Genomic DNA, 23,347 nt, shown 5'->3' on the forward strand with positions numbered 1-23,347 from the left:
CAGGCCGCCGCCGGCGCTCGGATCAGGGCGCCGGCGGCGCCTTCACCACCACCCCGCCCTTGATCACGCCCGCGACGTCCTCGAGCACCCGAATGTCGGCCAGGGGATCGCCCTTCACCGCGACCATGTCGCCGAAGCGGCCGGGGCTCAGGGCCCCCACGTTCTTGCCCTCCCCCATCACCTCGGCGGCCACGGTCGTCGCCGACTGGATGGCCTGCATCGGCGTCATGCCGTAGCGCACCATGTAGGCGAACTGCCGGGCGTTCCGGCCATGCGGATAGACGCCCGCGTCGGTGCCGTAGCTGACGCGCGCCCCGGCCTTCACCGCCTTGCGGAAGCCCTCGCGCTGGGCCTCGGTGGTCTCCAGGTTCTTGCGCAGGTACTCGGCCGGCCAGCCGGCCTTGCGGCCCTCCTGGTCGATCCAGTCCCCATTGTAGATGTCCATGTCGAGGAAGACGCCGCGCTGCTTCGCCAGCGCGATGCCCTCGTCGTCGATCAGGCTGGCGTGCTCGATGGTCCGTGCGCCTGCCCGGATTGCCGCCTTGATCCCCTCGGCGCCGTGGGCGTGGATCGCGCAGTAGCCGCCGCGCAGCTTGGCCTCGTCGCAGGCGGCCTTCATCTCGGCCTCGGTGAGCTCGAGCTGGCCCGGCTCCGAGCCCATGGCCAGCACCGCGCCGGTGCCGATCAGCTTCACGAAGTCGACGCCCTGCTGGAAGAGGAACCGCACCTTCTCCCGGGCCTCCTCCGGGCTGCGCACCTCGCCCAGCCGGAAGTCCGGCGGGATCGCCACGTCGATCGGCAGGCCGGTGACCGCGCCGCCGCCGCCCGGCACGGTGATGTAGCCGCCGGCCACCTTCATCCGCGGCCCCTCGACCCAGCCCGCGTCGATGGCGTTGCGCAGCGCCACGTCGTTCAGGCCGCGATAGACGCCGACGTCGCGCACGGAGGTGAAGCCGGCGTGCAGGGTCAGGCGCGCGACCTCCGCGCCCTTCAGCACGCTCTCGGCGGCCGAGTGCTTGAGCGCCTCCGCCGGGTCCTCGGTGCCCGCGAAGCCGTCGGCGACGTGGGTATGCAGGTCGATCAGGCCGGGCAGCACCGTGTAGGCCGACCAGTCCACGACTTTGCCGCCGGCCGGCGGCGCATAGGGCGCGACCCGCGTCACCCGGCCATCGACCACGGTGACGAGCTGGTCGGCGAGGACGCGGCCCGCCTCCGGATCGACCAGCCGGCCGGCGCGCACATGGACGGTCTCGGCCGACGCCATGGTGGCGATCGCCGACAACGCGGCGACCAGGCTGGAAAGCTTCATGATCCGTCCCCCGACACCAAGCGAGCGTGCTTTCCGGGGCGGCCAATGGTCAAGCTCTCCTCTCCCGACGCGAAGCGTGGGGAGAGGTAGGGTGAGGGGCGGCTCGTGCAGGCGTGCTCCGCCGATGAGAGTCCAAGGGCCCTCGAGCTCTCGTCCGGAGTGGCGGAGAGGTCCCAGCCGGCCCTCACCCTGCCCTCTCCCACGCCTCCGGCGCGGGCGAGGAGGTTTAGTCCGCGAAGTTGGGCTCGCGCTTCTGCATGTTGGCCATCACCGCCTCGACCTGGTTCGGCGAGCCGATGAGCGCGACCTGCTCGCGGGTCTCCTCCAGGAAGATCTCGGGAATGCCGGCGTCGGACTGGGCGAGGTTGAGCAGGCGCTTGCCGGCCCGGATGGCGTGCGGGTTCTTGGACGCGATGTCGCGCGCCAGCGACAGCGCCTCGGCCAGGGGGTCGGGGCTGGCGCGGGTGGCGAGGCCCATCTGCGCCGCCTCCTCGCCCGAGAAGATCCGGCCGCTCCAGGTGAGCTCGCGGGCCACGTCGTCGCGGATCAGGCCGCGCATCAGCACGATGCCGGCCATGTCGGGCACCAGGCCCCATTTGATCTCCAGAACCGCCAGCTTCGTGTCGGGCGCGACGATGCGGATATCGGCGCCCAGAGCGAGTTGGAAGCCGCCGCCGAAGGCCACGCCGTGCACCGCGGCGATCACCGGCACCGGGATCTCCCGCCAGACATAGCAGCACTGCTGGGCGCGGTTGGCGCCGGCCGGCGTGCGGCCCTTGGTCAGTTCCTCGACCGTGCGGTTGCCGCCCTGGCGCTCGCCCGAGGCCATCTGGCCGAAGCTGCCCATGTCGAGGCCGGCGCAGAAGGCGCGGCCCTCGCCGGAGAGCACCACGGCGCGCACGTCGGATCGCGCCTTCAGCGCCTCGCCGGTCTGCACCAGCGCCTCGAACATGGCGTTGTCGAGGGCGTTCATCTTGTCGGTGCGGATCATCCGGACGTCGGCGACGCCGTCCTGCACATCCACCTTCACGCGGTCGTTCATCGAAACCTCCTAGGCGCGCGACAGGACATAGCCCGCGCGGGGGAAATGCACATGGATCGGGCCGATCCCCTCGCCGTCGCGGGCGAGGGTGACCCGGGTCGGCGTCAGGCCGACCAGCCGCCCGGCGATCGGGTCACGCCCGTAGTCGTCGGCCTGGACGACCACGGCGTCACCAGCCTTCAGGCCGGAGGGGTCGTCGTGGACGGTGGCGGGTTCCGGCGCCGCGGCGCGCGCGACATCCAGCGCCTCGGCGGGCGACATCTCGGTCCGCTCGCCGTGGCCGAAGGCGCGCATGCGGCCGGCCCAGGCGGCGAGCCGGTCGAAGCCGGCCAACAGGTCGGGGATCGCGCCCGCGCCCCACCAGACCGGCATCCAGAGGACGGCGTCGGCGAGCGAGGGCCGCTCGCCGCCGAGGTAGGGCGACGTCGCCAGCGCCTCGTCGGCCCAGGCGGCGTAGGCCCGCCACTGGGCCCGGGCGAAGGGCTCGGCGGCCTTCATGGCGGCCACGTCAAAGGGCCGGCCGGAGAGCTTCTCGCGGTCGGCGATGAATTCCTTCGGCACCTGGTCGCCCAGCCGGGCGAAGATCACCGCCACGCAGGCCTGGAACCACAGCCGGTCGGCGAAGAGGTTGACCGCCCAGTCGGCGCCCTGGGCCAGCCTCGGTTCCGGGTGGCGGCGCTCGATCTCCTCCAGGATCACCTGGCTGTCGCAGTAGACGTCGGCGCCGACCTGCAGCACCGGGATGCGCCGGTAGCCGCCGGTCAGCGGGGTCAGCTCGGGCTTCGGCATGATCACCGGCTGGATCACCGAGCGCCAGGCCAGGCCCTTGATCCCCAGCATCGCCCGCACCTTCTCCGAGAAGGGCGAGGTGTCGTAGTGGTGGAGGATCAGTTCGGCCATCTAGACGACCACCACGCCGGGGCCCGGCGGGTTGGCGTAGAGGCCCTCCACCAGGGCGTGGCGGCGCTCCAGGGTGGCGCGCTGGTTCACATAGCCCTTGTCGGTGATCTCGCCCGCGTCGATGGACGGGGGCTCGGTCATGATGACGAAGCGGCCGATGCGGCGGGACGAGCCGCCCGCCGTGGCGTTGAACGCCGCGATCCGCTCCTTCAGGGCGGCGACGAGCTTCGGCAGCGGATCCTCGCCGAGCGTCGCCATTCCGGCCGGCGACGGCCAGATCAGCGCGCCGGCGAACGGCTTGTCCTGGCCGGTGATGACCATGTCGAAGACATAGGGGGAGCAGGCCGCCACGAGGTCCGGCCTGAGCGTGCCGACCGAGACCCAGGTGCCGGAGTCCAGCTTGAAGTCCTCGGTCACCCGGCCGTCGAACACCAGGCCCTGGCTCGGGTCGTCGGCGTCGAGGAAGCGGCAGGCGTCGCCCAGCTTGTAGAAGCCCTCCTCGTCGAAGGCGGCGGCGGTCTTCTCGGGATCGTTGTGGTAGCCGCTTGTGACCGTCGGCCCCTTCACCCGGACCTCCAGCTTCGAGCCGTTCGGCACGAGCTTGAGGGTGATGCCCGGCAGCGGCAGGCCGATCAGCCCGACCCGCTCGGTGATCCAGTGGACGACGGTGATCCCCTGCGTCTCGGTCGCGCCATACATGGTGACGAGCGGGATGCGGTGGCCGGTCTCCTCGATGGCCAGGGCCTGCAGGCGTTCGTAGATGTCGTTGGAGAGCGTGGCCCCGCCGTAGCCCATGTAGCGCAGGTTCCTGAAGAAGCTGCGGCGCAGCTCGGGATCGCGCTCCATGGCCTCGGCCAGCATGCCGAACGCGACCGGCGCGGAGCCGAAGACGATCGGCGAGACCTCGTAGAGGTTCCTGATCGTCGTCTCGAACATCCCCGGGATCGGCTTGCCCTCGTCGAGGTGCAGGGTGCTGCCGCTCCACAGCGCGCCGTTGAAGGCGATGTTGCCGGCCGAGATATGGCTCCAGGGCATCCAGTCGAGCGCCTGAGGCACCAGATCCGGCTCGGGCTCCTCTGCGCGTAGCCCCTCCTGGCCGGCGATGACGCCCGCGAACATGCCGTGGGTCTGTGGGACGCCCTTGGGCATCCCGGTCGACCCGGAGGTGAAGAGGTACTTGGCGACCGTGGCGTGGGTCAGCTTCGCCTTGGCCGCCTCGACGGCGTCGGTGGGCTCGGTGGCGGTCAGTTCGGAAAGCGGGATCGTGTCATTGCCGCCATCGACGCTGATGAAGAACAGGTCCGGGTCGACCGCCTTCAGTGTCTCGATGGCGCGGGCGAACATGTCGGAGTTCTGCACGAACACCGCCTTGGGCCGGACGGTGGCGAAGCAGTGCTTCAGCTTCGCGTGGTCCGAGGAGATCAGGCTGTAGGCCGGGCTGATCGGGGCGATCGGCACGCCCGCCGTGTAGCAGCCCAGCATGACGAGGGCGTGCTCCACCGAATTGGCCGAGAGCACCATGACGCTGTCGGCGCCCGTGAGGCCACGGGCCAGGAGCCACTGGGCGATGCCGTCGGCGGCGCGCTTGGCCTCGCCGTAGGTGACGCCCTGCCAGGGGCCGTGGCCGGGCGCACGCTGGAGGATGTAGGGCCGGTCCGGATGCTCGGCGGCGCGCTCGGCCAGCAGGTGGGCGATGGAGTGCGGGCCCTCGCCGGGCGGGTGGTTCGAGCGGATGATGTAGCTGCCGTCGGCGCGCGTCTCGACGGTCACGTCCGGCGCCTTCTGCGGCAACGGCTTGAAGGGCGGGAGCTCGGCGCTCACCACCGGCTGGACGTCGTCGGCCACGCTCATGGATTTCCTCCCCGTGTATCCGGGCTTCTCGAAGGAAACCTAGGCGTTTGCCTGCGCCCCGCAAGCGCGCCGCGACGTAAGCTGCCGCCACGTCAGTGGATCGATTTGACGGGGATCATCGTTGCGGCAGGCCGCAGGGGCCACCACCTGCAAGCTCCCACATGACCAGAGGACGCGAATGAAAGGCTTCGTCGACAACATCGAGCGGCTGACCGTCGAGAACGACGACTTCCGCCGGGTGCTCTACACCGGCCACAACCTGCAGCTCGTGCTGATGACGCTCCAGCCGGGCGAGGAGATCGGATCGGAGGTCCATGACGACCGCGATCAGTTCTTCCGCGTCGAGGAAGGCAAGGGCCGCGTCTTCATCGACGACAAGCCCACCGACATCTCCGACGACGACGCGGTGATCGTGCCCCAGGGCGCCAAGCACAACATCGTCAACACGGGCGATGCGCCCCTGCGCCTCTACACCATCTACGGCCCGCCCGAGCACCGCGACGGCGTGGTCCGCAAGACGAAGCAGGAAGCCGACGAGAAGGAAGAGCACTTCGACGGCAAGACGACGGAGTAGCGCTTCCCGATGAAGGCAGCGAGCGCCTTTGGCGGGCGCCATGGGGGCGCCTAGCCCGGATCTCGGCGCCACCTCTCACCTGACGCTCTTCGGCGCTTGCGCCGGGCTCGCAACCTTCGGTCGCTGGACTTAGGCGATCCCATGCGGCCTGCTCAAATTCCGCGGCGTGACGCCCGTCACGCGCGCCGGGCCTGGTACTCAAATAGCGGGACAGCGTAGCGACAGTTTCGACGTCAGCGTGTGTGAGCGGTCATGGGAGAGCCAGCATGCCCACACCATCCTACGCACAGATCATGGGGGCGCTGTCGAACCCCGAGGCGTGGTTCACCTCGCAGGTCACCTTCAGCATCCCGGGCGCGGTGAGTTACTGGTCCGGGTACCCGACGAACGGCGAGCAATCCGACATCAACTTCGCGGTCTTGAACGCCGGCCAGGCGCAGGCCTTCCGCGCCGCCATCGCCGCCTGGGACCGCCTGATCGGCGTGCGGCTGCCGGAGGTGTCCGACGCGACGCCAGGGGACATCCGGGTCGCCTTCACGAACATTCAGAACTACGGCGCGGGCGCCAGCTCAGGCGCGTTCGCGTATGGCGCGCCCGGCTACGGGGTGTCGGCCGGGAAGCCCGGCGACGTGTGGCTGGACGAGCGAATGCGCGGCGAGGTGTTCAACGTCGGCGGCGACGAGTTCGTGGTCCTGCTGCACGAGATCGGCCATGCCCTGGGGCTGAAGCACCCGTTCGAGGGCGCGACCCAGCTGCCCGCCGCCTACGACAACCAGCGCTACACGGTGATGTCGTATCAGACCTTCCAAGACTCGGTCCTGAAGACTGTCACCCCGACGACGGGAGGCCTACAGCAGGTCGGCGCGCGCGTGATGCCGACGACGCCGATGCTGCTGGACGTGATGGCCATCCAGATCAAGTACGACTGGGATTCCGGCACCGCCGCGGGCGACTCGACCTACCGCTGGTCGCAGAGTGCAGCGATCATGGAGACGATCTTCGATGCCGGCGGCATCGATACCTTCGATCTTTCCGACTTTACGCGCGGCTCCGTCGTCGACCTGACGCCGGGCGAGTTCTCGAGCATCGGCTACTGGTCGGGCGCGGCCCAGGCGTCCTACTGGGCCGGGGTTTATGGGGCGCAGTATTTGAACTCGCTGCAGAACCTGTTCAACGCGTCGGACACCTACACCTGGAGCAACAACGTCGCCATTGCGCCCAGCACGCTGATCGAGAACGCGATCGGCGGCGCGGGGGGCGATACGCTGGTCGGCAACACCGCAGCCAATACCCTGCAAGGCCGCCAGGGCAACGACTCGATTTCGGGCGGGGCGGGCCAGGACTACCTGCGCGGCGACGAGGGGAACGACAGCCTGACCGGCGGGGCGGCCTTCGACGACATCAACGGCAACATGGGCGACGACCGCGCCTGGGGCGGCGACGGTGACGACTGGGTGGTCGGCGGCAAGGACAACGATGCCCTCTTCGGCGAGGCCGGGGCGGACATCGTCTATGGGAACCTCGGCGACGACACCTGCGAGGGCGGGGCCGAGGCCGACATCGTGCGCGGCGGCCAGGGCAACGACGTGGTCAAGGGCGACGCCGGCGACGACTGGCTGGCCGGCGACCGCGGCAACGACACCCTCACCGGCGGCCTGGGCGCCGACATCTTCCACAGCCACGGCGACGCCGGCATCGACCGGGTGCTGGACTTCAGCCGCGCCGAGGGCGACCGGGTGAACCTGCTGGCCGGCACGACCTACTCGGTGGCGCAGGTGGGCGCCGACGTGGTGATCAGCATGCCTGTCGGCGGCGGCCAGGTGATCCTGGTCGGGGTGCAGCTCTCGTCGCTGACCGGCGACTGGCTGTTCGGAGCCTGACAGGTCTGCGCTCGGCTGGAGGGCGAACAGGCCAGGCGGCGCGGCAGCGGCTCCCTGTTCGCTGTCATGCTGGTTGGGGCGCAGCCGAAGATCGGCCCCCCGTAGACGCGGCGCTCTGGCTGCGCATGGCGGCGGCGCCCCACCCCTGCCGGCGCTTTCCATGCTTACTGGGTCCCGGTCTTCGCCTGAGGCGAAACCGGAATGACACGCTTGGGCTAGCCGAAATCCGGGGCGAAGCGGATGTTGTCGCGCTCCAGGCCCTGCACGACCACATCCAGGCCGCCGGACTTGATCATCCATTCGAGGCGGTGGTCGCGGTACTCCCGCTTGAAGAGCCCCTGCTCCACGAGCTTCGCCACGTCGGGCATCGCCGCGCCGGCGTTGAGCTTCGCGATGTCGGCGACGCCGGCGGCCACGGAGGGACGTGCATTCGCCCGCGCCAGCCAGGCCGCGAGTTTCGAGCCCTCCGGCGGCGGATGGCCGTGCCCCGTCGAGCCGTTGAGGTAGGGGACGACCGAGAGGTCGCCCCACCCGAAGCTCTCGCCGTTGAACCAGCTCCGGTCGCCGAGCTGCCTTTCGAGCCAGGCGTAGAAGCCGTCGGTCTGGCGCCTGGCCGCCGCCGTGAGCGCGTCGGCCTTCGACCCCTCCGCCCGGCGGAACCAGCGGATCTCGGAGAGCCCCCAGTTGATCGCCTCGAAGTGGGTGTCCATCACCTCCTCGAGCATCCGCACCCGCGCCCGCTCGGCGGCGGTCGCCGGGAGCATGGCCGGCTCCGGATAGGCGTCGTCCAGGTATTCCAGGATGATGGTGCTATCGAAGACGCGGACGTCGCCGTCCACCAGGGCCGGGACCTCGGCGCGCGGGTTGGTCTCGACGAATTCGCCGGCCGCGCCGCCGGCCCCCAGGCCGCCCGGCAGCGGCGCCTCGAACGCCAGGCCCTTCTCGCGCAGCGCGATCTTCACCTTCTGGGCATAGGGCGACAGCGGGTGGTCGTAGAGGGTGATCATGTGGAGAGCACCTCGGCGAGCTCGATCCTCTGCGCCCGCTTGGCGGCCTGGAAGCCGGGCCGGGCCTTCAGCCGCTGCCAGTAGGCCGCCACGGCCGGGGTGAAGTGGTCGGACAGCTTCAGGTGGCTGGCGAGAAGCAGCGCGTAACCCACGGAAATGTCTGCCGCCGTGAAGCGCCCGGCGCAGAGCCACTCGCCCTCCTCCATCGCCCGGTCGACGTGGCGTAGCCGGCTCAGGAACCAGCGGGCGTAGTCCTCCGCGGCCGCATCCGCGCGGCCCTTCTCGAAGGTCGTGTAGCGGAGCACCAGGGTCTGCGGGAAGGTCAGCGTCGCCTCCCCGAAATGCAGCCAGTTCAGCCAGCCGCCGTAGGCGGGGTCCTGCACCGGGACGGCCAGATCGCTCGGACCATGGCGGGTGACCAGGTACTGCACGATGGCCGCGCTCTCGGTCATGAAGGTCTCGCCGTCCTGCAGCGCCGGGATGGTGCCGAGCGGATTGACCTCCAGGTAGTCCGGCTGCCGGGCCCTGGGCGGGAACGGCATCTGGTGCAGGGTGTATTCGAGCCCGAGTTCCTCCAGCGCCCAGAGCGGCCGGAAGGAGCGCGCGTCGGCGCAGTGCCAGAGTTCGATCATGACGCAGGACTCCAGAAGCCCTCCCCCTTGCGGGGGAGGGTTGGGTGGGGGGTGCGAACGGGGCGTATGGAGGTGTGTCACCCCCACCCCAACCCCTCCCCGCAAGGGGGAGGGGCGAGGATGAGGCCAGGCGGAGCGCCACCTACCCCTCCCGGCTGGTGTAGTTCGGCCGGCGCTTCTCCAGGAAGGCGCGGACGCCCTCGCCGAAGTCGCCGTCGGCGCTGGCCAGGATCTGGTTGCGGTCCTCCATGGCGATGGCGGCCTCGAGCCCGCCCGCGTCGATGGCGTGGTTGAGCGCTTCCTTGGTGAGCCTGAGGCCCAGCGGGGTCGCGTGCAGCATGTCGTCCACGAAGCCGCGGGCGACGTCCTCCAGCTCCTCCTTGGCGACGATCTGGCTGACCAGGCCGAGCTCGCGGGCCCGCTCGGCGGTGATGAACCGGCCGGTCAGCATGTATTCGGCGGCCACCGAGCTCCCCACCATGCGCGGCAGGAAGTAGCTGACCCCGATGTCGCAGGCCGACAGCCCGATGCGGATGAAGGCGGCGTTCATGCGCGTGCGGGGCGTGGCGATCCGCACGTCCGAGGCCAGCGCGAGCGCGAAGCCGCCGCCGGCCGCCGGCCCGTCCACGCAGGCCACGATCGGCTGCGGGCAGCGGCGCATGGCGATGACGATCTCGCTGATCCGGCGCTGGGCGGTCAGCCCGGCGCCGATGGAGCGCGACCCCTGCGGCTCGGCCCGCTCCTTGAGGTCGAGGCCGGCGCAGAAGTTGTCGCCCGCCCCCTGCAGCACCACCACCCGCACGTCGCGGCGCCAGTAGAGGTCCACGAAGAAGGCGCGCAGCTCCTCCACGAGGTTGCGGGAGAGCGCGTTCAGCCGGTCCGGACGGTTCAGGGTCGCCCAGACCACGTCGCCGTCCTGCCGGAGTTCCAGGTCGGCCATGGTCAGAGCCCTTTCAGCCAGGGGATGAGGATCGCGTTGACCTCTTCGGGCCGCTCCTGCTGGGTCCAGTGGCCGCAGCCCGGCAGGACGTGGACCTCGCGCAGGTCGGTGGCGTGCTGGCGCATCAGAGCCCCGGGGTCGGGGATGGCCCCGAAGCCGTTGAAGGCCGGGTCGCGGTCGCCGCCGATCAGCAGGGTCGGCATGTCGAGCGTGCGGCCCCTGAAGGCCTGCAGCCATTCGAAGTCGCGCTCGTGGTTCCGGTAGCGGCTGATCGGACCGAAGAAGCCGCTCTCGCGGAACTCGGCCACGTAGTAGTCGAGCTCGTTCTCGGTCAGCCAGGCGGGGAAGTCGGCGGGGTCGATCATGCCCTCGAGCAGGGTCGCGTCCGCCGTCTTCTGCGGCCAGGCGCCGTCCGGCGCGTCGCCGGAGATGGCGAAGTAGAACTTGCGCAGGAAGTCGCGGACGTCGCGCTCCGCCTCCGCCTCCGGCGGCCCGACCTTCTGGAACCAGGCCTGGTAGAAGAAGCGGTTCTTGCTGGTGAAATGCTCGGTGAAGATCTCGGTGAAGGGGCGAGCCGGGACGCCGGTGAACGGCACCGCGAGCCCCGCCACCGCCGAGATCGCCTCGGGCCGGGACAGCGCCGTGTTCCAGACGATCGGCGCGCCCCAGTCGTGGCCGACCAGGATCGCCGGCGCATCCGGCTGGAGCGCCTTCGCCACGCCGGCCACGTCGGCCGTCAGATGCTCCATGGCATAGGCCTCGACGGTCTTCGGCTTGTCCGAGCCGCCGTAACCGCGGACGTCGATGGCGCAGGCGGTGAAGCCCGCCTCGGCGATGGGCGAGAGCTGGTGGCGCCAGGAGAACCAGCTCTCCGGGAAGCCGTGGACGAGCAGGACCAGGGGGCCCTCCCCCTCGACCGCGCAGCGGATGCGCGCCTCCCCGGCGTCGACGGTGCGGAATTCGGCCATCGCGTCTCCTCCCTGCTTCACTTGGAGCGCGGCCTGATCGCAAAACCGGAGGCCACTTTCGCGGACCGCGCCCGGGCCATGCTTCTCCCAGCCGCCAAAGGTGGCAAGCCTGACCCCACGGCATCGTTGACCCCTCCGGAGCCCGGCGCGCATCGTCCCGGAAAAGAGGGAGGAGACGGATGGTCTCCATCGTGGAGAAGGCGGCCGGGTTCGAGGCCATGCTCGTGGACCTCGCGGACCATGTGGCGACGATCACCCTGAACCGGCCGGAGCGGCGCAATGCGCTCAGCTACCGGGCCTATGACGAGCTGGAGCAGGGCTTCCGCCTGGCCGCCGCCGACCCGGAGGTGCGCTGCGTGATCGTCACCGGGGCCGATCCCGCCTTCTGCTCCGGCGACGACGTGGCCGAGATCATGGCCGGGCCGAAGCCGGTCTCGAAGGCGCCGACGCCGGTGACCTACACCGCCACGCCGGCGGCGATCGCGGCGCTGGAATGCGACAAGCCGGTGATCGCGGCGGTCAACGGCGCGGCGGTCGGCTGGGGCATGGAGCTGGCCCTCTTCGCCGACATCCGCATCGCGTCGGAGAGGGCGAGGTTCGGCGAACTGTTCGTCAAGCGCGGCCTGGTCTGCGACGTGGGCGGCTTCTACCGCCTACCGGCCATCGTCGGGCCCGCCAAGGCCGCCGAGCTGCTGTTCACCGGCGAGGTGTTCGACGCGGCCGAGGCGCTGCGCATCGGGCTGGTCTCCGAGGTGACGCCGCACGCCGGGCTGATGGACCATGCGCGGACCCTGGCGGGGAAGATCGCCGCCAATCCGCCGCTCGCCGTCCGCCACCTGAAGGCGGGGCTCACGAAATACGCCTACGGCGACCCGCGCGAGATCGGGGCCTGGGCCATCGAGAAGATCCGCCTGCTGATGCAGACCCACGACCACCGCGAAGGGGTCGCGAGCTTCCTGGAGAAGCGCGAACCCGTGTTCGAGGGCCGCTGACCATGCCGCTGTCCCGCTCCGTGAAGGGCCTGACCGTCCTCGTCACCGGCGCCGCATCGGGCATGGGCCGCGCCACCGCCGAGCTGTTCGCCCGCGAGGGCGCCAATGTCGCCGTCACCGATGTCTCCGCCGACGCCTGCCGGGAGGTGGCCGAGGCGATCCAGGCGGAGGGCGGCTCGGCCGAGGCCTGGGCGCTGGACGTCGCCGATCCCGACGCCATCGAGACGGTCACCCAGGCGGTGGTCGCCCGGTTCGGCGGCCTGGACATCCTGATCAACAACGCCGGCATCTCGGCCTTCGCGGCCATCGACAGCCCCGCCTACGACCAGGTCTGGGACCGGGCGTTCGCGATCCTGATCACGGCGCACCAGCGGCTGGTCCGGGCCGCCCTGCCCCACCTGCGCGCTTCGGCAAGCCCGCGGATCGTCAATATCGCTTCGACCGAGGCGCTCGGCGCCACGGCCCGCGACAGCCCCTATGCGGCGGCCAAGGCGGCGGTCACCGGCCTCACCCGCGCGCTGGCCGTCGAGCTCGGCAAGGAGGGGATCACGGTCAACTGCATCTGCCCGGGCCCGATCCTCACCGGCATGACCCAGGGGCTCTCGGAGGAGGACCGCCGGACGTTCGCGAACCGGCGCACCGCGCTCCGCCGCTACGGCGAGCCCGAGGAGGTGGCGCACATGACGCTCAGCCTCTGCCTGCCGGCCGCCAGCTACATCACCGGCGCGGTGATCCCGGTGGACGGCGGGCTGATGGCGCGCAACGCCTAGGGGGTCGTCGGCGCCAGCACCGGCTTCTGCACGCCCTCGTCGCGGTCGCAGCGCGTGTCGCGGTCCTTGGCCTCGAGGGCCGTGGCGATCAGCTTCAGCGGACGGCCCGGCATGCCGGTGGAGACGACGACGTTCAGGTGCCGCCGGGCGGGCAGGTTGCACCAGGTCTCGCGGGTCGCGAACTGGCCGGCGTCCCAGCGGGTCCTGGCGGGACTGAAGCGCTCCGGGCGCTCGGCGACGGCCTTCAGCACGGCGTCGCGCACGGTGGCCGGCTCGCCGTCGGAGACCAGGACGGTGCAGGAATTCGGGTCCTTCTGCCGGTCGATCTCGACGGCGCCCGCCTTGACGGAATCCACCGGCGCGCTGTCGATCACCGCGTCCAGGCAGGCCCGCATGGCCGAGCCCGCGTCGGTGGCCGGATCGGCGGCGGCGGGCGTCGCCACGGGGGCGGCGACGGTCAGCGCGAGCGCGCCGGCCAGAAGAACTCGCAAAGCTGGGACCTCCTGCAGAAACCGCGTTGTGATACCCCGGCAAACGTGGCGACGTGAGGGCGGCCGGAAACGGAGATCCCTCATGCCGTTCACACGTCGCGAGATGCTGGTCGCCGCCGCCGCGGTGGCGAGCGGCTGCTCGCCCGATCCCGCGCCGGCCCAGCCGCCCGCCGCGAAAGCCCAGACGCCCAAGGAGACGGCCATGCCCGACCCCGGCCCTATCCTGACCCGCAAGATCCCGTCCTCGGGCGAGACCCTCCCCGTGGTCGGCCTCGGCACCTGGCAGGCGTTCGACATCGGGCGCGGCCCGGACTGGGACCAGGCCCGCGAGGGGATCGCCGCCTTCGTCCAGAGCGGCGGCAAGGTCATCGATTCCTCGCCCATGTACGGCCCGGCCGAGGGCGTGGTCGGCGAGATCGTGGAGGGCCTCGCCGTCCGGCCGAAGCTGTTCCTGGCCACCAAAGGTCTGGACCAGCGGCCGCGAGGCCGGGATCGCCCAGATGGAGGCGTCCTTCGCGAAGATGCGGACGCAGGTCATGGACCTGATGCAGGTCCACAACCTCATCGACCTCGACACCCATCTGGCGACGCTCGCCGACTGGAAGGCGAGCGGCCGCGTCCGCTACGTGGGCGCTACCCACTACACCGAGAGCGCCTATCCGGCGCTCGAGGCGGCCATGCGCAGGCACACCCTCGACTTCATCCAGATCAACGCTTCCGTCGCCGAGCGCGGCGCCGAACAGCGGATCCTGCCGCTGGCGCAGGAGCGGGGCATGGCGGTGATCGTCAACCGGCCCTTCGCCGGCGGGGACGTGTTCAGCCGCGTCCGGCGGCTACCCCTGCCCGGCTGGGCGGCCGAGCTCGGCTGCACGAGCTGGGCGCAGATCCTGCTGAAGTACGTCATCGCCCACCCGGCGGTGACCTGCGCCATCCCGGGCACCCGCAATCCGCGCCACATCGTCGACAACCTGGGCGCCGCCCGCGGCCCCCTGCCCGACGCGGCGCAGCGGGCGCGGATCGTCGAGGCGGTCAGGGCGGCGTGAGCTTCAGGATCGAGTTCTCCACGTCCGAGCTGACATAGATCGTCCCGGACGGACCCACCGCGATACCGCCGGCCAGCGGGATGGGCTGGGTGACCAGGCCCACCGGCAGGTTCGTCGCCAGGACCGTCTTGGCGCCGGTCGCGGGATCGACCCGCACCACCTGCCTTGCGCCCATCTCCAGGACATAGAGGCCGCCATCCGGCCCGACCGCGACCGCCTTCGGCAGGCGGAGCCCGGTGGCGACCGGCGTCTTCGCGCCCGTGGCGAGATCGACGCGGGAGAGCACGCCCGCCGCCTCCACCAGCCAGACCTGGCCGGGCGGGCCGAGCGCCAGGCTGACCGGCGCCATCAGGCCCTCGGTCAGGGTGCGCTTGCCCTCGTCGATAATGCTGAGCCGGCCGGCCGCGACCTCGGCGACCAGCAGGCTGCCGTCGGGCAGGCGCAGCGCATCGGTCGGCGCCGCGAGCTCGCGCACGATCATCGCCGGGTCCTTGCCGCCCTTGAAGACCTGCACGGTCCCCGACGCCGAGCTCGCCAGGATCACCTCGTCGCCGGCGGCGGTCGCGCCGGTCGGATACTCCAGGTGGGTCCCAAGCGCGTGGACGCGGGCCACGTCGCGGACCTGGCCGGTCGCGGCGTCCACCGTCCGGTAGGCGAAGACGTCGGCCACGTGCAGCACCTCGCGGCCGTTCTCGACCCGGACCGCCAGGTCGGCCGGAAAGGCCAGCGCGCCCTTGATGACCTGGCGGACCGCGCCCGTCGCGGGATCGACCTCCTGGATGCCGTTGTCGGCCATGTTGGAAACGAAGATCCGGTCGCGGGAGTCGATGGCGAAGTTGTCGAGGGACGTGGAAAGCTGCGCGACCCGCGTCCGCGCCCCGGTCTTCAGGTCGGCCCGCAGCAGTTCGCCGGTGGCGGTATCGATGACGTAGAGCCGGTCCTTGGAGTCGAACTTCACAGAGGCCGGGGTCTTCAGCCCCTCGGAGATCACGACCATCTCGCCGGTGTCGGGATGGACCTTGGCGACCTGCCCCCTGAACCACACCGGCCCATAGAGCCAGCCGTCAGGTCCCGGCCAGAAGCTGTTGAAGCCGTTCATCTTCTCGCGGATCTTCCGCGGCGGCTTCCGACCTGTCGGATCGAGCTCCCAGAGGTCGTCGCCGCCGAACACCTGGGAGGCGAACAGGCGCTTGCCGTCGCGGCTGAAGGCGATGGCGTTGATGCTGGGGATGCTCGCGATCGCCTCGACCGGGCCCTCGCCCTTTCGGCTGTAGACCACGCCCTCGGAGATCGCCGTCCAGACGACTTGGCCGCCAGGGCCGAAGGCGATGTCGTCGGCCATGCCCTTGGGCGGGCCCTCGACCAGCCGAACCTTCCCGGTGGCGGGATCGACGGCGTAGAGGCTCTGGCCCGCCACGCTGCCGGCCCAGAGTTCGCCCGCCGGGCTGAACCGGATGCCGTGCACACCGTGGAAGGCCGAGCCCGGAACCAGGGTCTCCACCTTGTACGCCTGGGCTACGGCCGCCCCGGTCCACAGCGCCACAACGGCGCACGCCCACGCCAAACGTCCCATCTGTCCCCTCCCGCGTTCTGTTGCGGGCAGCTTCCCGCCGCGCTCGCCGGGCTGCAAGCCCTCGCCTTGCGGCGGACCGGACGATCTGGGCAGATGCGGCCGTGAGCGTTGATCCGCCCGATACCCCGCCCGAGCTGAGCCGGCCCGGCCGCGCGGCCGTGCTGGCCTGGCGGACGCTGGGCATCGTCTGTGTGGGGTTGGCCACGGCCGGCGTGTTCCTGCCGCTCCTGCCGACCACCATCTTCCTGATCGCCGCCGTGTGGGCCTTCGCCAAGGGCTCCCCGGAGTGGGCCGAGAAGGTCAGGGCGCACCCCAGGCTCGGGCCCTACATCCGCGACTGGGAGGCGCGCCGCGCCATCCCCCGCCGGGCCAAGGTGCTGGCCGTCGGCATGATGGCCGCGAGCTGGATGCTGCTCCTCTTCGCCACGCATAGCCTGCTGCTCGCCGGCGGCGTCGGGGCACTGCTGATCGCGGTGGCCAGCTATGTGGTCACGCGCCCGTCGGCCTGAGCCTATTCCGGCCCCGAGTGGGCCAGGGTCTCGGTCGCCACCAGCACGCTCTTGATGTTGACGAACTCGTGGATGCCGAAGGCCGCCAGCTCGCGGCCATAGCCGGAGTGCTTCACGCCGCCGAACGGCAGGCGGGCGTCCGAGCGGACATTGGTGTTCACGAAGCTCATCCCGGCTTCCAGTCCGTCGCTGGCGATCCGCTCCCCGCGGGCCGCGTCGCCGGTCAGGACGCCGGAGCCGAGACCGAACTCCGAGGTGTTGGCCAGCCGGATGGCCTCGGCCTCGTCCTGCGCCTCGACGATCGCCGCCACGGGCCCGAACACCTCCTCGTCGAAGGCGGGATTGCCCGGCGCGACGTCGGTCAGCACCGTCGGCGGATACCAGGCGCCCGGACGGTCCGGGATCTCGCCGCCGGTCAGCAGGCGTGCGCCCGCCGCCACCGCGCGGACCACCTGGTCGTGCACGTCGTCGCGCGCCTTCACCGCCTGCAGGGGCCCAAGCTTCGTCCCCTCGGCGCGGGGATCGCCCATCGCGTACCCCTGCATCTCGGCCGCCATCGCCTGCTCGAAGGCCTCCCGGACCGAGGCCAGGACAATGAACCGCTTGCCGGCGATGCAGCTCTGGCCGGCGTTCACCATCCGGGCGGCGGCGGCGACCTTGGCGGCCTTGGCCACGTCCACGTCGTCGAGGACCACATAGGCGTCGCTGCCGCCCAGCTCGAGGACGCACTTCTTGAGGACCGCGCCCGCCTGGGCGGCGACGGCCTTGCCGGCCGGCACGCTGCCGGTCAGGCTGACCGCGGCGATCGCCGGGTCCTCGATCAGGGCCTTCACGTCGCGGCTGGGGACCAGGACGGTGCGGAACACGTCGTCGGGAAAGCCGGCCTCGCGGAACACCTCCTCGATGGCGAGCGCCGAGCCCGGCACGTTGGAGGCGTGCTTCAGGACCGCGGTGTTGCCGGCCATGATGGTCGGGGCGGCGAAGCGAAAGGCCTGCCAGAACGGGAAATTCCAGGGCATGACGGCCAGGATGGTCCCCAGCGGCCGGTAAACGACCTTGGCCTTCGGCCCGCCCATGTCGACCGGCTGGTCGGCGAGGAAGCGCTTGGCGTGTTCGGCGAAGTGGTCGCAGCCGACCGCGCACTTCTCGACCTCGGCCCGGCCGTCCGCCAGTGTCTTGCCCATCTCCTCGGTCATCAGCTCGGCGAACTCGTCCGCCCGGCGGCGGAGCACCGCGGCGGCGGCGCGCATGTGCTCCGCCCGCTCCGCGAAGGAGGTCCGCCGCCAGGTCTCGAACCGCACCCGGGCCTTGCGGGCGATGGCCAGGGCCTCGTCGCCGGAGATCCCCTCGTAGGTCCGGCCCGGCTGGCCGGTGGCGGGATTGACGACCTGGAAGCGGACGGGCTCGGCCATGGCGATCTCCTCGACGGGACAGCGCTTACCTAGGGCCGCCGGCGCGGGCATCCAACCGCCCGGATCGCAAGAACTCGGCGCGCCCTCTTTCGACGGCCGCGTCAGAACCGGCGTCAGCGCGCAACGAAGTGTGGCCGGCGGGCCGCAGCCGGCCGCCTCGCGAACAGCGTTCGGCGGCACGCCTTCACCGTGCGCTTGATTTTCGCAAACGCTTGTCTAGGCTCCAGTGACACCGGTGTCAGGCCCTCGGGGGAGAAATTGACACCGGTAGCAGAACCAAGCGCGGGATGCGCAGGACCGGGGTTAGCCCGGCCACGGAGGGAAACGAAATGAAGCTCATCGCCGGATCTCGCCAGCGCAGGCTCGTCTGCGGCGCGTCCATCGCCGCGCTTGCCCTGTCGCTGGGCGGCGCCCACCCCGCGCAGGCCGCGCAGGGGCGGGCCGCGGGGGAGGTCGAAGAGGTCGTGGTCACGGGCTTCCGGGGGGCGCTCGCCAGCGCCATCGAGGCCAAGCGCGAGGAGACCTCGATCGTCGACACGATCAAGGCCGAGGACATCGCCGACTTCCCGGACCTGAACCTCGCGGAATCGATCCAGCGGATCCCGGGCGTGTCGATCGACCGTGACGCCGGCGAAGGCCGCTCGCTCACCGTGCGCGGCCTGGGCTCCGACTTCACGCGCACCCGCATCAACGGCATGGAGGCGCAGGCCACGACCGGCGGGAGCGACAGCTCCGGCGGAGCCAACCGCGGCCGCGGCTTCGACTTCAACGTGTTCGCGTCCGAGCTCTTCAACAGCATCACGGTCCGCAAGACCGCGGCGGCCGAGACGGAGGAAGGGTCGCTGGGCGCCACCATCGACCTGCGGACGAGCCGTCCCTTCGACTACAACGGCTTCACCGCCGCCGCCTCCGCCCAGTACGGCTACAACGATCTCTCGGAGACCTGGGACCCGCGGGCGGCGTTCCTGATCAGCGACACCTTCCTGGATGGCCGGCTCGGCGTTCTCGCCTCGGTGGCCTACAGCGAGCGCAACCTGTTCGAGGAGGGCTTCTCGTCGGTCCGCTGGGAGCGCGGAACCGACAACAACGGCTTCTGCAGCCCGCAGGGCGTGACGCCGCTCAATCCGGCCAGCGGCAACGGCGCGGGGGCGACGACCTGCGCGACCGGCGTGGCGCGGCCGGCCAACACGCCGGCCGGCGTGGCCGCCTACAACGCGGTCAATTCGGCCAACGTGTTCCACCCGCGCCTGCCGCGCTACGGGCGGCTCGTCCATGACCAGGAGCGCCTGGGCTTCACCGGCGCAGTCCAGTTCCGCCCCACCGATGCGACGACCGTCAGCCTGGACGTCCTCTATTCGAAGCTGGACGCCACCCGGCAGGAGAACTTCCTGGAGTCGCTGTCCTTCAGCCGCAACGCCGCCGCCGGCGGCAAGCCGCAGATCGTGCCGGTGGCGACCGAGGTGAACAGCGCCGGCGAGCTGGCCTATGGCCTGTTCAACAACGTCGACGTGCGCTCGGAGCAGCGGTTCGACGAGCTGTCCACCGAGTTCACCCAGACGACCTTCACCGTCGAGCACGCGTTCAACGACAGCTTCCGCGGACGCGCCTTCATGGGGCGGGCGATCTCCGACTTCGAGAACCCGGTGCAGACCACCGTCACCTTCGATCGGCAGAACACCCAGAACTACACCTGGGACTTCCGTGACGAGCCGAACACGCCGCTCATCGGCTACGGCTTCGACGTGGCCAACTCGGCCAACTGGCAATGGCGCGACGCCAGTCTGGGGACGGCCCTGACCGCCCTGCCCCGCTCCGAGATCCGGCTTCGGCCGAACTTCGCCCGCACGCAGTTCGATGCGGCGCAGGTCGATTTCGAGTGGGATTTCAACGAGACATTCACGTTCAAGTTCGGGGTCAACTACAAGAGCTACGCGTCCCGGACCTTCGAGGCGCGGCGCGCGGACGAGACGGTGGTGCCCGCCCTGCCCGCCGGCGTGACCATCGCCAACATCTCGACGGTGCTCACGGGCTTCGGGTCCGGGCTCGGCATGCCGTCGGGCAACGCGACCTCCTGGGTCGTGCCGGACCTGGACGCCCTGGCGTCCACCTTCGACATCTACTGCAACTGCAACACCGGCGTGCCCGGCGGCGACTTCCGCCTGGCCAGCATCACCAACGGCAATGCGCGGGCCGGCAACCGCCTGATCGAAGAGGACGACCTCGCCTACTATGCCCAGGCAGACTTCCGGCTCGACGTCGCCGGCATGGCGCTGCGGGGCAACGCCGGCATCCGTCAGGCGAAGACCGACATCTACGCCGAAGGCTATTCCTCGACCGGCGGCGGCACGCTGGTGCAGGGCTCCCATGACTACACCGACACCCTGCCCTCGCTGAACCTCGCCCTGTCCGTGACCGACGAGCTGATCGTGCGGTTCGGCGCGGCGAAGGTCATGGCGCGGCCGCAGATCGGCAACAGCCTGGCCGGCACCAACTATCTCGTCCCCACGACGTCGCTGAACGCGACCGGTCCGAACTTCACGGCCAGCATCGGCAATGTCGAGCTGGAGCCGTTCCGCGCGGATACCTACGACCTCAGCATCGAGTGGTACTTCCAGCCGGGGGCCTGCTGTCGGCGGCGTTCTTCCGCAAGAACATCGACACCTACATCCAGATCGTCCGGCAGGACCTGCCGTACAGCGAGCTGACGGAACTCAATCCGTCGGCCTTCGCGCCGGGCTTCTGCCTGCCGCAGAACGCCTGCTCGCCGAGCACGGTCTTCCAGCTCACCCAGGCGCTCAACACCGACGGCGGGCCGCTTACCGGCTTCGAGCTGAGCTACCAGCAGCCGCTGACCTTCCTGCCCGGGCCGCTCCAGAACCTCGGCGTCCTGCTGAACTACACCCGGGTGAAGTCCGAGATCGACTACTGCAACAATGCGCTCTGCACCGCCTTCGTCACCGACGACCTGATCAACCTGTCGCCGACCGCCTACAACGCGACCCTCTACTATGAGGACGCCCGCTTCAGCGCCCGGGTGTCGGCCGCCTACCGCGACGGCTATCTGCAGAACGTCCCGGGCCGAAACGGCAACTTCGTCGAGGGCAAGCAGGAGACCCTGAACGTCGACGCGGCCGCGTCCTTAAAGATCCGCGACAACGTCACCCTGACGTTCGAAGGGCTCAACCTGACCGACGAGGTGAACCATCAGTGGGTGGGCGACGGCGCGCGCGAAAGCACCTCGGTCTATCACCACACCGGCCGGCAGTATTACTTCGGCGTCCGCTACACCTTCTGACGCCTCGCGCTCCCGTCCGGCGCCCTGTCGCGGCGCCGGCGGGGCCATGGCGGCGTTTCCGATGCTCGACCGCCGCCGCCTTCTCGCATCCACGGGGGCCGCGCTGCTGGCCGCGCCCCGCGCGCGGGCCGAGCCGGCTGGCCTAGGCTCGGTCAGCTAGCCTTCGTCTGCTCCAGATAGGCGATGAGCGTGCTCATGGCGCCGATGTAGTGGGCGATGGAGATGCCCACGGGCCCGTCCTTCACCGGATAGGGCGAGGTGTCCCAGGCGTCGCCGACGTGGGTCGAGGCATAGTCCCCGGGCGTCGGCGTCTTCGGCCCCGGGCCCCGGTAGGGATTGCTGAGCGCGGCGAGCTTCGACGGCCACCAGCCCTCGGCGTTCAGCTCGGCGAGGATCCGGGCCGCGGCCGCGCCCTTGTCCTCGACCGGCGGTGCGCGGACGGCGTTCAGGTCCGACGTCGAGATGTCCTGGTTGGCGAAGAACCTCGGGAGCGTGATCGGCCGCGTCGAGAGCAGCGGCAGATCCTTCGCCGCCTTCTCCGGGCTCATGGCCAGCAGCTTCGCGAGCCTGGCGCGCATCTTCGCCACATTGATCCGGCGGTAGGCGCCGTAGTGGCCGAGCAGCTTCTGGTCCCTGTAGTCGGCGAAGTAGCGGCCGTTGACGACGTTCGAGCCCGTGCGGTGGACATAGAGCGGCCGGTCCGTGCCGATCTCGATGAAGGTGGGGTGCGTCCGCCCGTCGGGCCGCGGCGTCTGCAGCTTCACCTTGTCCAGCCAGTCCAGCCCCTCGCCCACGCGGGCCAGGAACTTCCGCTCGCCGGTGAGCTGGTAGAAGTTCATGAGCTGGTCGAGGTTGTTCGCCGTGGTGTGGGTGGCGAACGCGAGCGGCTCGTAGGTGCGGGCGGCGGCGGGCTTGAGGTCCAGGGTGTGCTGCAGGCCCCAGGCCGGCTGCGGCTGGCCCTGCTGCGTGACCAGGAAGCAGGTCATGGCCCGCTGGATCGGGTCCAGCACCCGGCGGTCGCCGAGCGTCTGGTAGACCATGATCAGGAACTTCAGGTTCTCGCCGGCCACGTCGTCGTTGAAGGTGATGAAGCGCGTGTACGCCGGGCCGTGGTCGGCGTGCGGCCAGCGCTGCGGCCAGCCGCCGACCGGGTGCTGGCTTTCCAGGACGTACCGGATCGCCTTGTCGACGGCCGGCCGGTACTTCGCGTCGCGCTTCTCGAGGTAGAGGCGCAGCAGGAACTGCATGGCCTCGGAGGTCCCGGCGTCGTCGAAGGTCGCGTTGCCCAGGTCGTGGTGGAATTCCTCCATCCGCCAGGCGTTGCGGCCGTAGGTCTCGTACCAGTCCCGGATCGAGGCCTCGCCGCCGAAGTCGATCAGGTAGTTCCAGCCGCCCGAGGGATGCTGGCCGTGGATCAGGGCGCCGGCGACCTGCTCGGCGGCCTCGTAGAACTGGGCCTCGCCCGTGGCGTGGAAGGCGTCGAGGTAGAGGTGGCCCATGGTCGCCGTGCCCGGCGGCTGGACCCAGACCATGGTCGGCCTGGCCTCCAGCTCGCCCCAGCGGCGCGAGAAATCCGGCAGATAGCTCCACACATAGCCGCCCCTGTAGGCGACCTTGTCGGTCATGAAGCGGGTCGCGCGCCGCATGGCGGCCAGCACCTGCCCGCGGTCGGGCGCCGCCTGCGCCAAGGCGGGGCGGCCGGCGGCGGAAAGGGCGGCGACGCCGGCCAGCAGCGCGGCGCGACGGGTCGGCGGAGCACTCATGCGCGCATTCTGACACCGGTGTCAGAGCGTGCAAGCGCAGAAGCTCTGCGGAGGCTGGATAGAGGTTTCGGGAAACGAGAGGCCCCGGCCGAGGTGTGACGTCCTCGAACCGGGGCAGTATCCCGCGGCGGCGACTGGAGAACCGACGCGGATTGACCGTCATCGACGCATTGAGGCGTCAAACCGGCTCGAGCCAGCCGTTGATCAACATGTGAAAGGTAGCACTGCCAAGCCATTCGGCCAACTCGGCCATAGCGCCGCACCAGACGGCAAGGCGCGGCCCCCGGGCTCTCCTCCCGGGGACCGCGCTCGTCCGAAGCGCAGCGACGTTTGGGCTCGAGCCGCGTCGCTTCGATTTTTTCGGGCCCCGTGGTCAAGGCGGGGTCCGGATACCGA

Annotated in this window: 19 protein-coding genes and 1 pseudogene; 9 read left to right on the forward strand and 11 right to left on the reverse strand. The window is 70.5% G+C overall.

What is annotated here, in order from left to right; all coding sequences use genetic code 11:
- Positions 1–22 precede the first annotated feature (22 nt).
- The 4 genes from LRS04_RS23865 to LRS04_RS23880 form a co-directional block, all read right to left on the reverse strand.
- Positions 23–1,309: an amidohydrolase family protein gene (locus tag LRS04_RS23865; RefSeq protein WP_257818546.1), complete on the reverse strand. Its 1,287-nt coding sequence runs from the start codon at positions 1,307–1,309 to the stop codon at positions 23–25.
- 226 nt (positions 1,310–1,535) lie between these two features.
- On the reverse strand, positions 1,536–2,351 hold the full coding sequence (locus tag LRS04_RS23870; RefSeq protein WP_257818547.1) for a crotonase/enoyl-CoA hydratase family protein: 816 nt from the start codon (positions 2,349–2,351) through the stop codon (positions 1,536–1,538).
- Between the two features lie 9 nt (positions 2,352–2,360).
- Positions 2,361–3,251, reverse strand: a complete 891-nt coding sequence (locus LRS04_RS23875; RefSeq protein ID WP_257818549.1) for a glutathione S-transferase family protein — start codon at positions 3,249–3,251, stop codon at positions 2,361–2,363.
- Positions 3,252–5,102 (reverse strand): AMP-binding protein, encoded by a 1,851-nt coding sequence (locus tag LRS04_RS23880; protein WP_257818551.1) that lies wholly within the window; start codon positions 5,100–5,102, stop codon positions 3,252–3,254.
- Between the two features lie 178 nt (positions 5,103–5,280).
- On the opposite strand from LRS04_RS23880, the gene LRS04_RS23885 reads away from it, so the two are divergent.
- Together LRS04_RS23885 and LRS04_RS23890 are read left to right on the forward strand one after the other, a co-directional pair.
- The gene (locus LRS04_RS23885) at positions 5,281–5,676 is read left to right on the forward strand and encodes a cupin domain-containing protein (protein WP_257818553.1); all 396 of its coding nucleotides are present in this window, start codon (positions 5,281–5,283) and stop codon (positions 5,674–5,676) included.
- Between the two features lie 266 nt (positions 5,677–5,942).
- A complete protein-coding gene (locus tag LRS04_RS23890; protein WP_257818555.1) occupies positions 5,943–7,556 on the forward strand; it encodes a M10 family metallopeptidase in 1,614 nt (537 codons plus the stop codon).
- A gap of 215 nt (positions 7,557–7,771) precedes the next feature.
- Here LRS04_RS23890 and LRS04_RS23895 read toward each other — a convergent pair whose 3' ends face one another.
- The 4 genes from LRS04_RS23895 to LRS04_RS23910 form a co-directional block, all read right to left on the reverse strand.
- On the reverse strand, positions 7,772–8,563 hold the full coding sequence (locus LRS04_RS23895; protein ID WP_257818556.1) for a glutathione S-transferase family protein: 792 nt from the start codon (positions 8,561–8,563) through the stop codon (positions 7,772–7,774).
- Positions 8,560–9,195 carry a glutathione S-transferase family protein gene (locus LRS04_RS23900; RefSeq protein WP_257818557.1) on the reverse strand — a complete coding sequence of 212 codons (636 nt, stop codon included), beginning with the start codon at positions 9,193–9,195 and terminating at the stop codon, positions 8,560–8,562. The genes LRS04_RS23895 and LRS04_RS23900 overlap by 4 nt, the downstream gene beginning before the upstream one ends.
- A 142-nt stretch (positions 9,196–9,337) precedes the next feature.
- The gene (locus LRS04_RS23905; RefSeq protein ID WP_257818559.1) at positions 9,338–10,135 is read right to left on the reverse strand and encodes an enoyl-CoA hydratase/isomerase family protein; all 798 of its coding nucleotides are present in this window, start codon (positions 10,133–10,135) and stop codon (positions 9,338–9,340) included.
- A gap of 2 nt (positions 10,136–10,137) precedes the next feature.
- Complete coding sequence (locus LRS04_RS23910) at positions 10,138–11,103, reverse strand: alpha/beta fold hydrolase (RefSeq protein ID WP_257818561.1); 966 nt, start codon at positions 11,101–11,103, stop codon at positions 10,138–10,140.
- Positions 11,104–11,282: 179 nt separating this feature from the next.
- On the opposite strand from LRS04_RS23910, the gene LRS04_RS23915 reads away from it, so the two are divergent.
- The 4 genes and pseudogenes from LRS04_RS23915 (at position 11,283) to LRS04_RS23930 (ending at position 14,399) form a co-directional block, all read left to right on the forward strand.
- Positions 11,283–12,095 (forward strand): enoyl-CoA hydratase/isomerase family protein, encoded by an 813-nt coding sequence (locus tag LRS04_RS23915; protein WP_257818562.1) that lies wholly within the window; start codon positions 11,283–11,285, stop codon positions 12,093–12,095.
- A 2-nt stretch (positions 12,096–12,097) separates the two neighbouring features.
- Entirely contained in the window at positions 12,098–12,865 is a 768-nt protein-coding gene (locus tag LRS04_RS23920; RefSeq protein ID WP_257818563.1) for an SDR family NAD(P)-dependent oxidoreductase, read from the forward strand.
- 693 nt (positions 12,866–13,558) lie between these two features.
- Positions 13,559–13,774 (forward strand): annotated as a pseudogene (locus tag LRS04_RS28510) (aldo/keto reductase); the annotation flags it as partial.
- 82 nt (positions 13,775–13,856) lie between these two features.
- Entirely contained in the window at positions 13,857–14,399 is a 543-nt protein-coding gene (locus LRS04_RS23930) for an aldo/keto reductase (RefSeq protein ID WP_257818565.1), read from the forward strand.
- On the opposite strand, the gene LRS04_RS23935 is transcribed toward LRS04_RS23930, so the two are convergent.
- A complete protein-coding gene (locus tag LRS04_RS23935) occupies positions 14,386–15,972 on the reverse strand; it encodes an SMP-30/gluconolactonase/LRE family protein (protein ID WP_257818567.1) in 1,587 nt (528 codons plus the stop codon). The two genes, LRS04_RS23930 and LRS04_RS23935, sit on opposite strands and share 14 nt — an antisense overlap.
- Positions 15,973–16,073: 101 nt before the next feature.
- On the opposite strand from LRS04_RS23935, the gene LRS04_RS23940 reads away from it, so the two are divergent.
- On the forward strand, positions 16,074–16,481 hold the full coding sequence (locus tag LRS04_RS23940) for a YbaN family protein (RefSeq protein ID WP_257818568.1): 408 nt from the start codon (positions 16,074–16,076) through the stop codon (positions 16,479–16,481).
- Positions 16,482–16,483: 2 nt separating this feature from the next.
- On the opposite strand, the gene LRS04_RS23945 is transcribed toward LRS04_RS23940, so the two are convergent.
- Positions 16,484–17,893, reverse strand: coding sequence for an NAD-dependent succinate-semialdehyde dehydrogenase (locus LRS04_RS23945; protein WP_257818569.1), 1,410 nt, complete (start codon positions 17,891–17,893; stop codon positions 16,484–16,486).
- Positions 17,894–18,222: 329 nt separating this feature from the next.
- On the opposite strand from LRS04_RS23945, the gene LRS04_RS23950 reads away from it, so the two are divergent.
- Entirely contained in the window at positions 18,223–20,598 is a 2,376-nt protein-coding gene (locus tag LRS04_RS23950) for a TonB-dependent receptor (RefSeq protein ID WP_257818570.1), read from the forward strand.
- Positions 20,496–21,188: a TonB-dependent receptor domain-containing protein gene (locus LRS04_RS23955; RefSeq protein WP_257818572.1), complete on the forward strand. Its 693-nt coding sequence runs from the start codon at positions 20,496–20,498 to the stop codon at positions 21,186–21,188. Before LRS04_RS23950 ends, LRS04_RS23955 begins: the two co-directional genes overlap by 103 nt.
- A 152-nt stretch (positions 21,189–21,340) precedes the next feature.
- Here LRS04_RS23955 and LRS04_RS23960 read toward each other — a convergent pair whose 3' ends face one another.
- Positions 21,341–22,951: a pectate lyase gene (locus LRS04_RS23960; protein ID WP_257818573.1), complete on the reverse strand. Its 1,611-nt coding sequence runs from the start codon at positions 22,949–22,951 to the stop codon at positions 21,341–21,343.
- Between the last annotated feature and the right edge of the window lie 396 nt (positions 22,952–23,347).

Source organism: Phenylobacterium sp. J367 (genome assembly GCF_024699985.1).
In the GTDB taxonomy this organism is placed as follows: Bacteria; Pseudomonadota; Alphaproteobacteria; order Caulobacterales; family Caulobacteraceae; genus Phenylobacterium.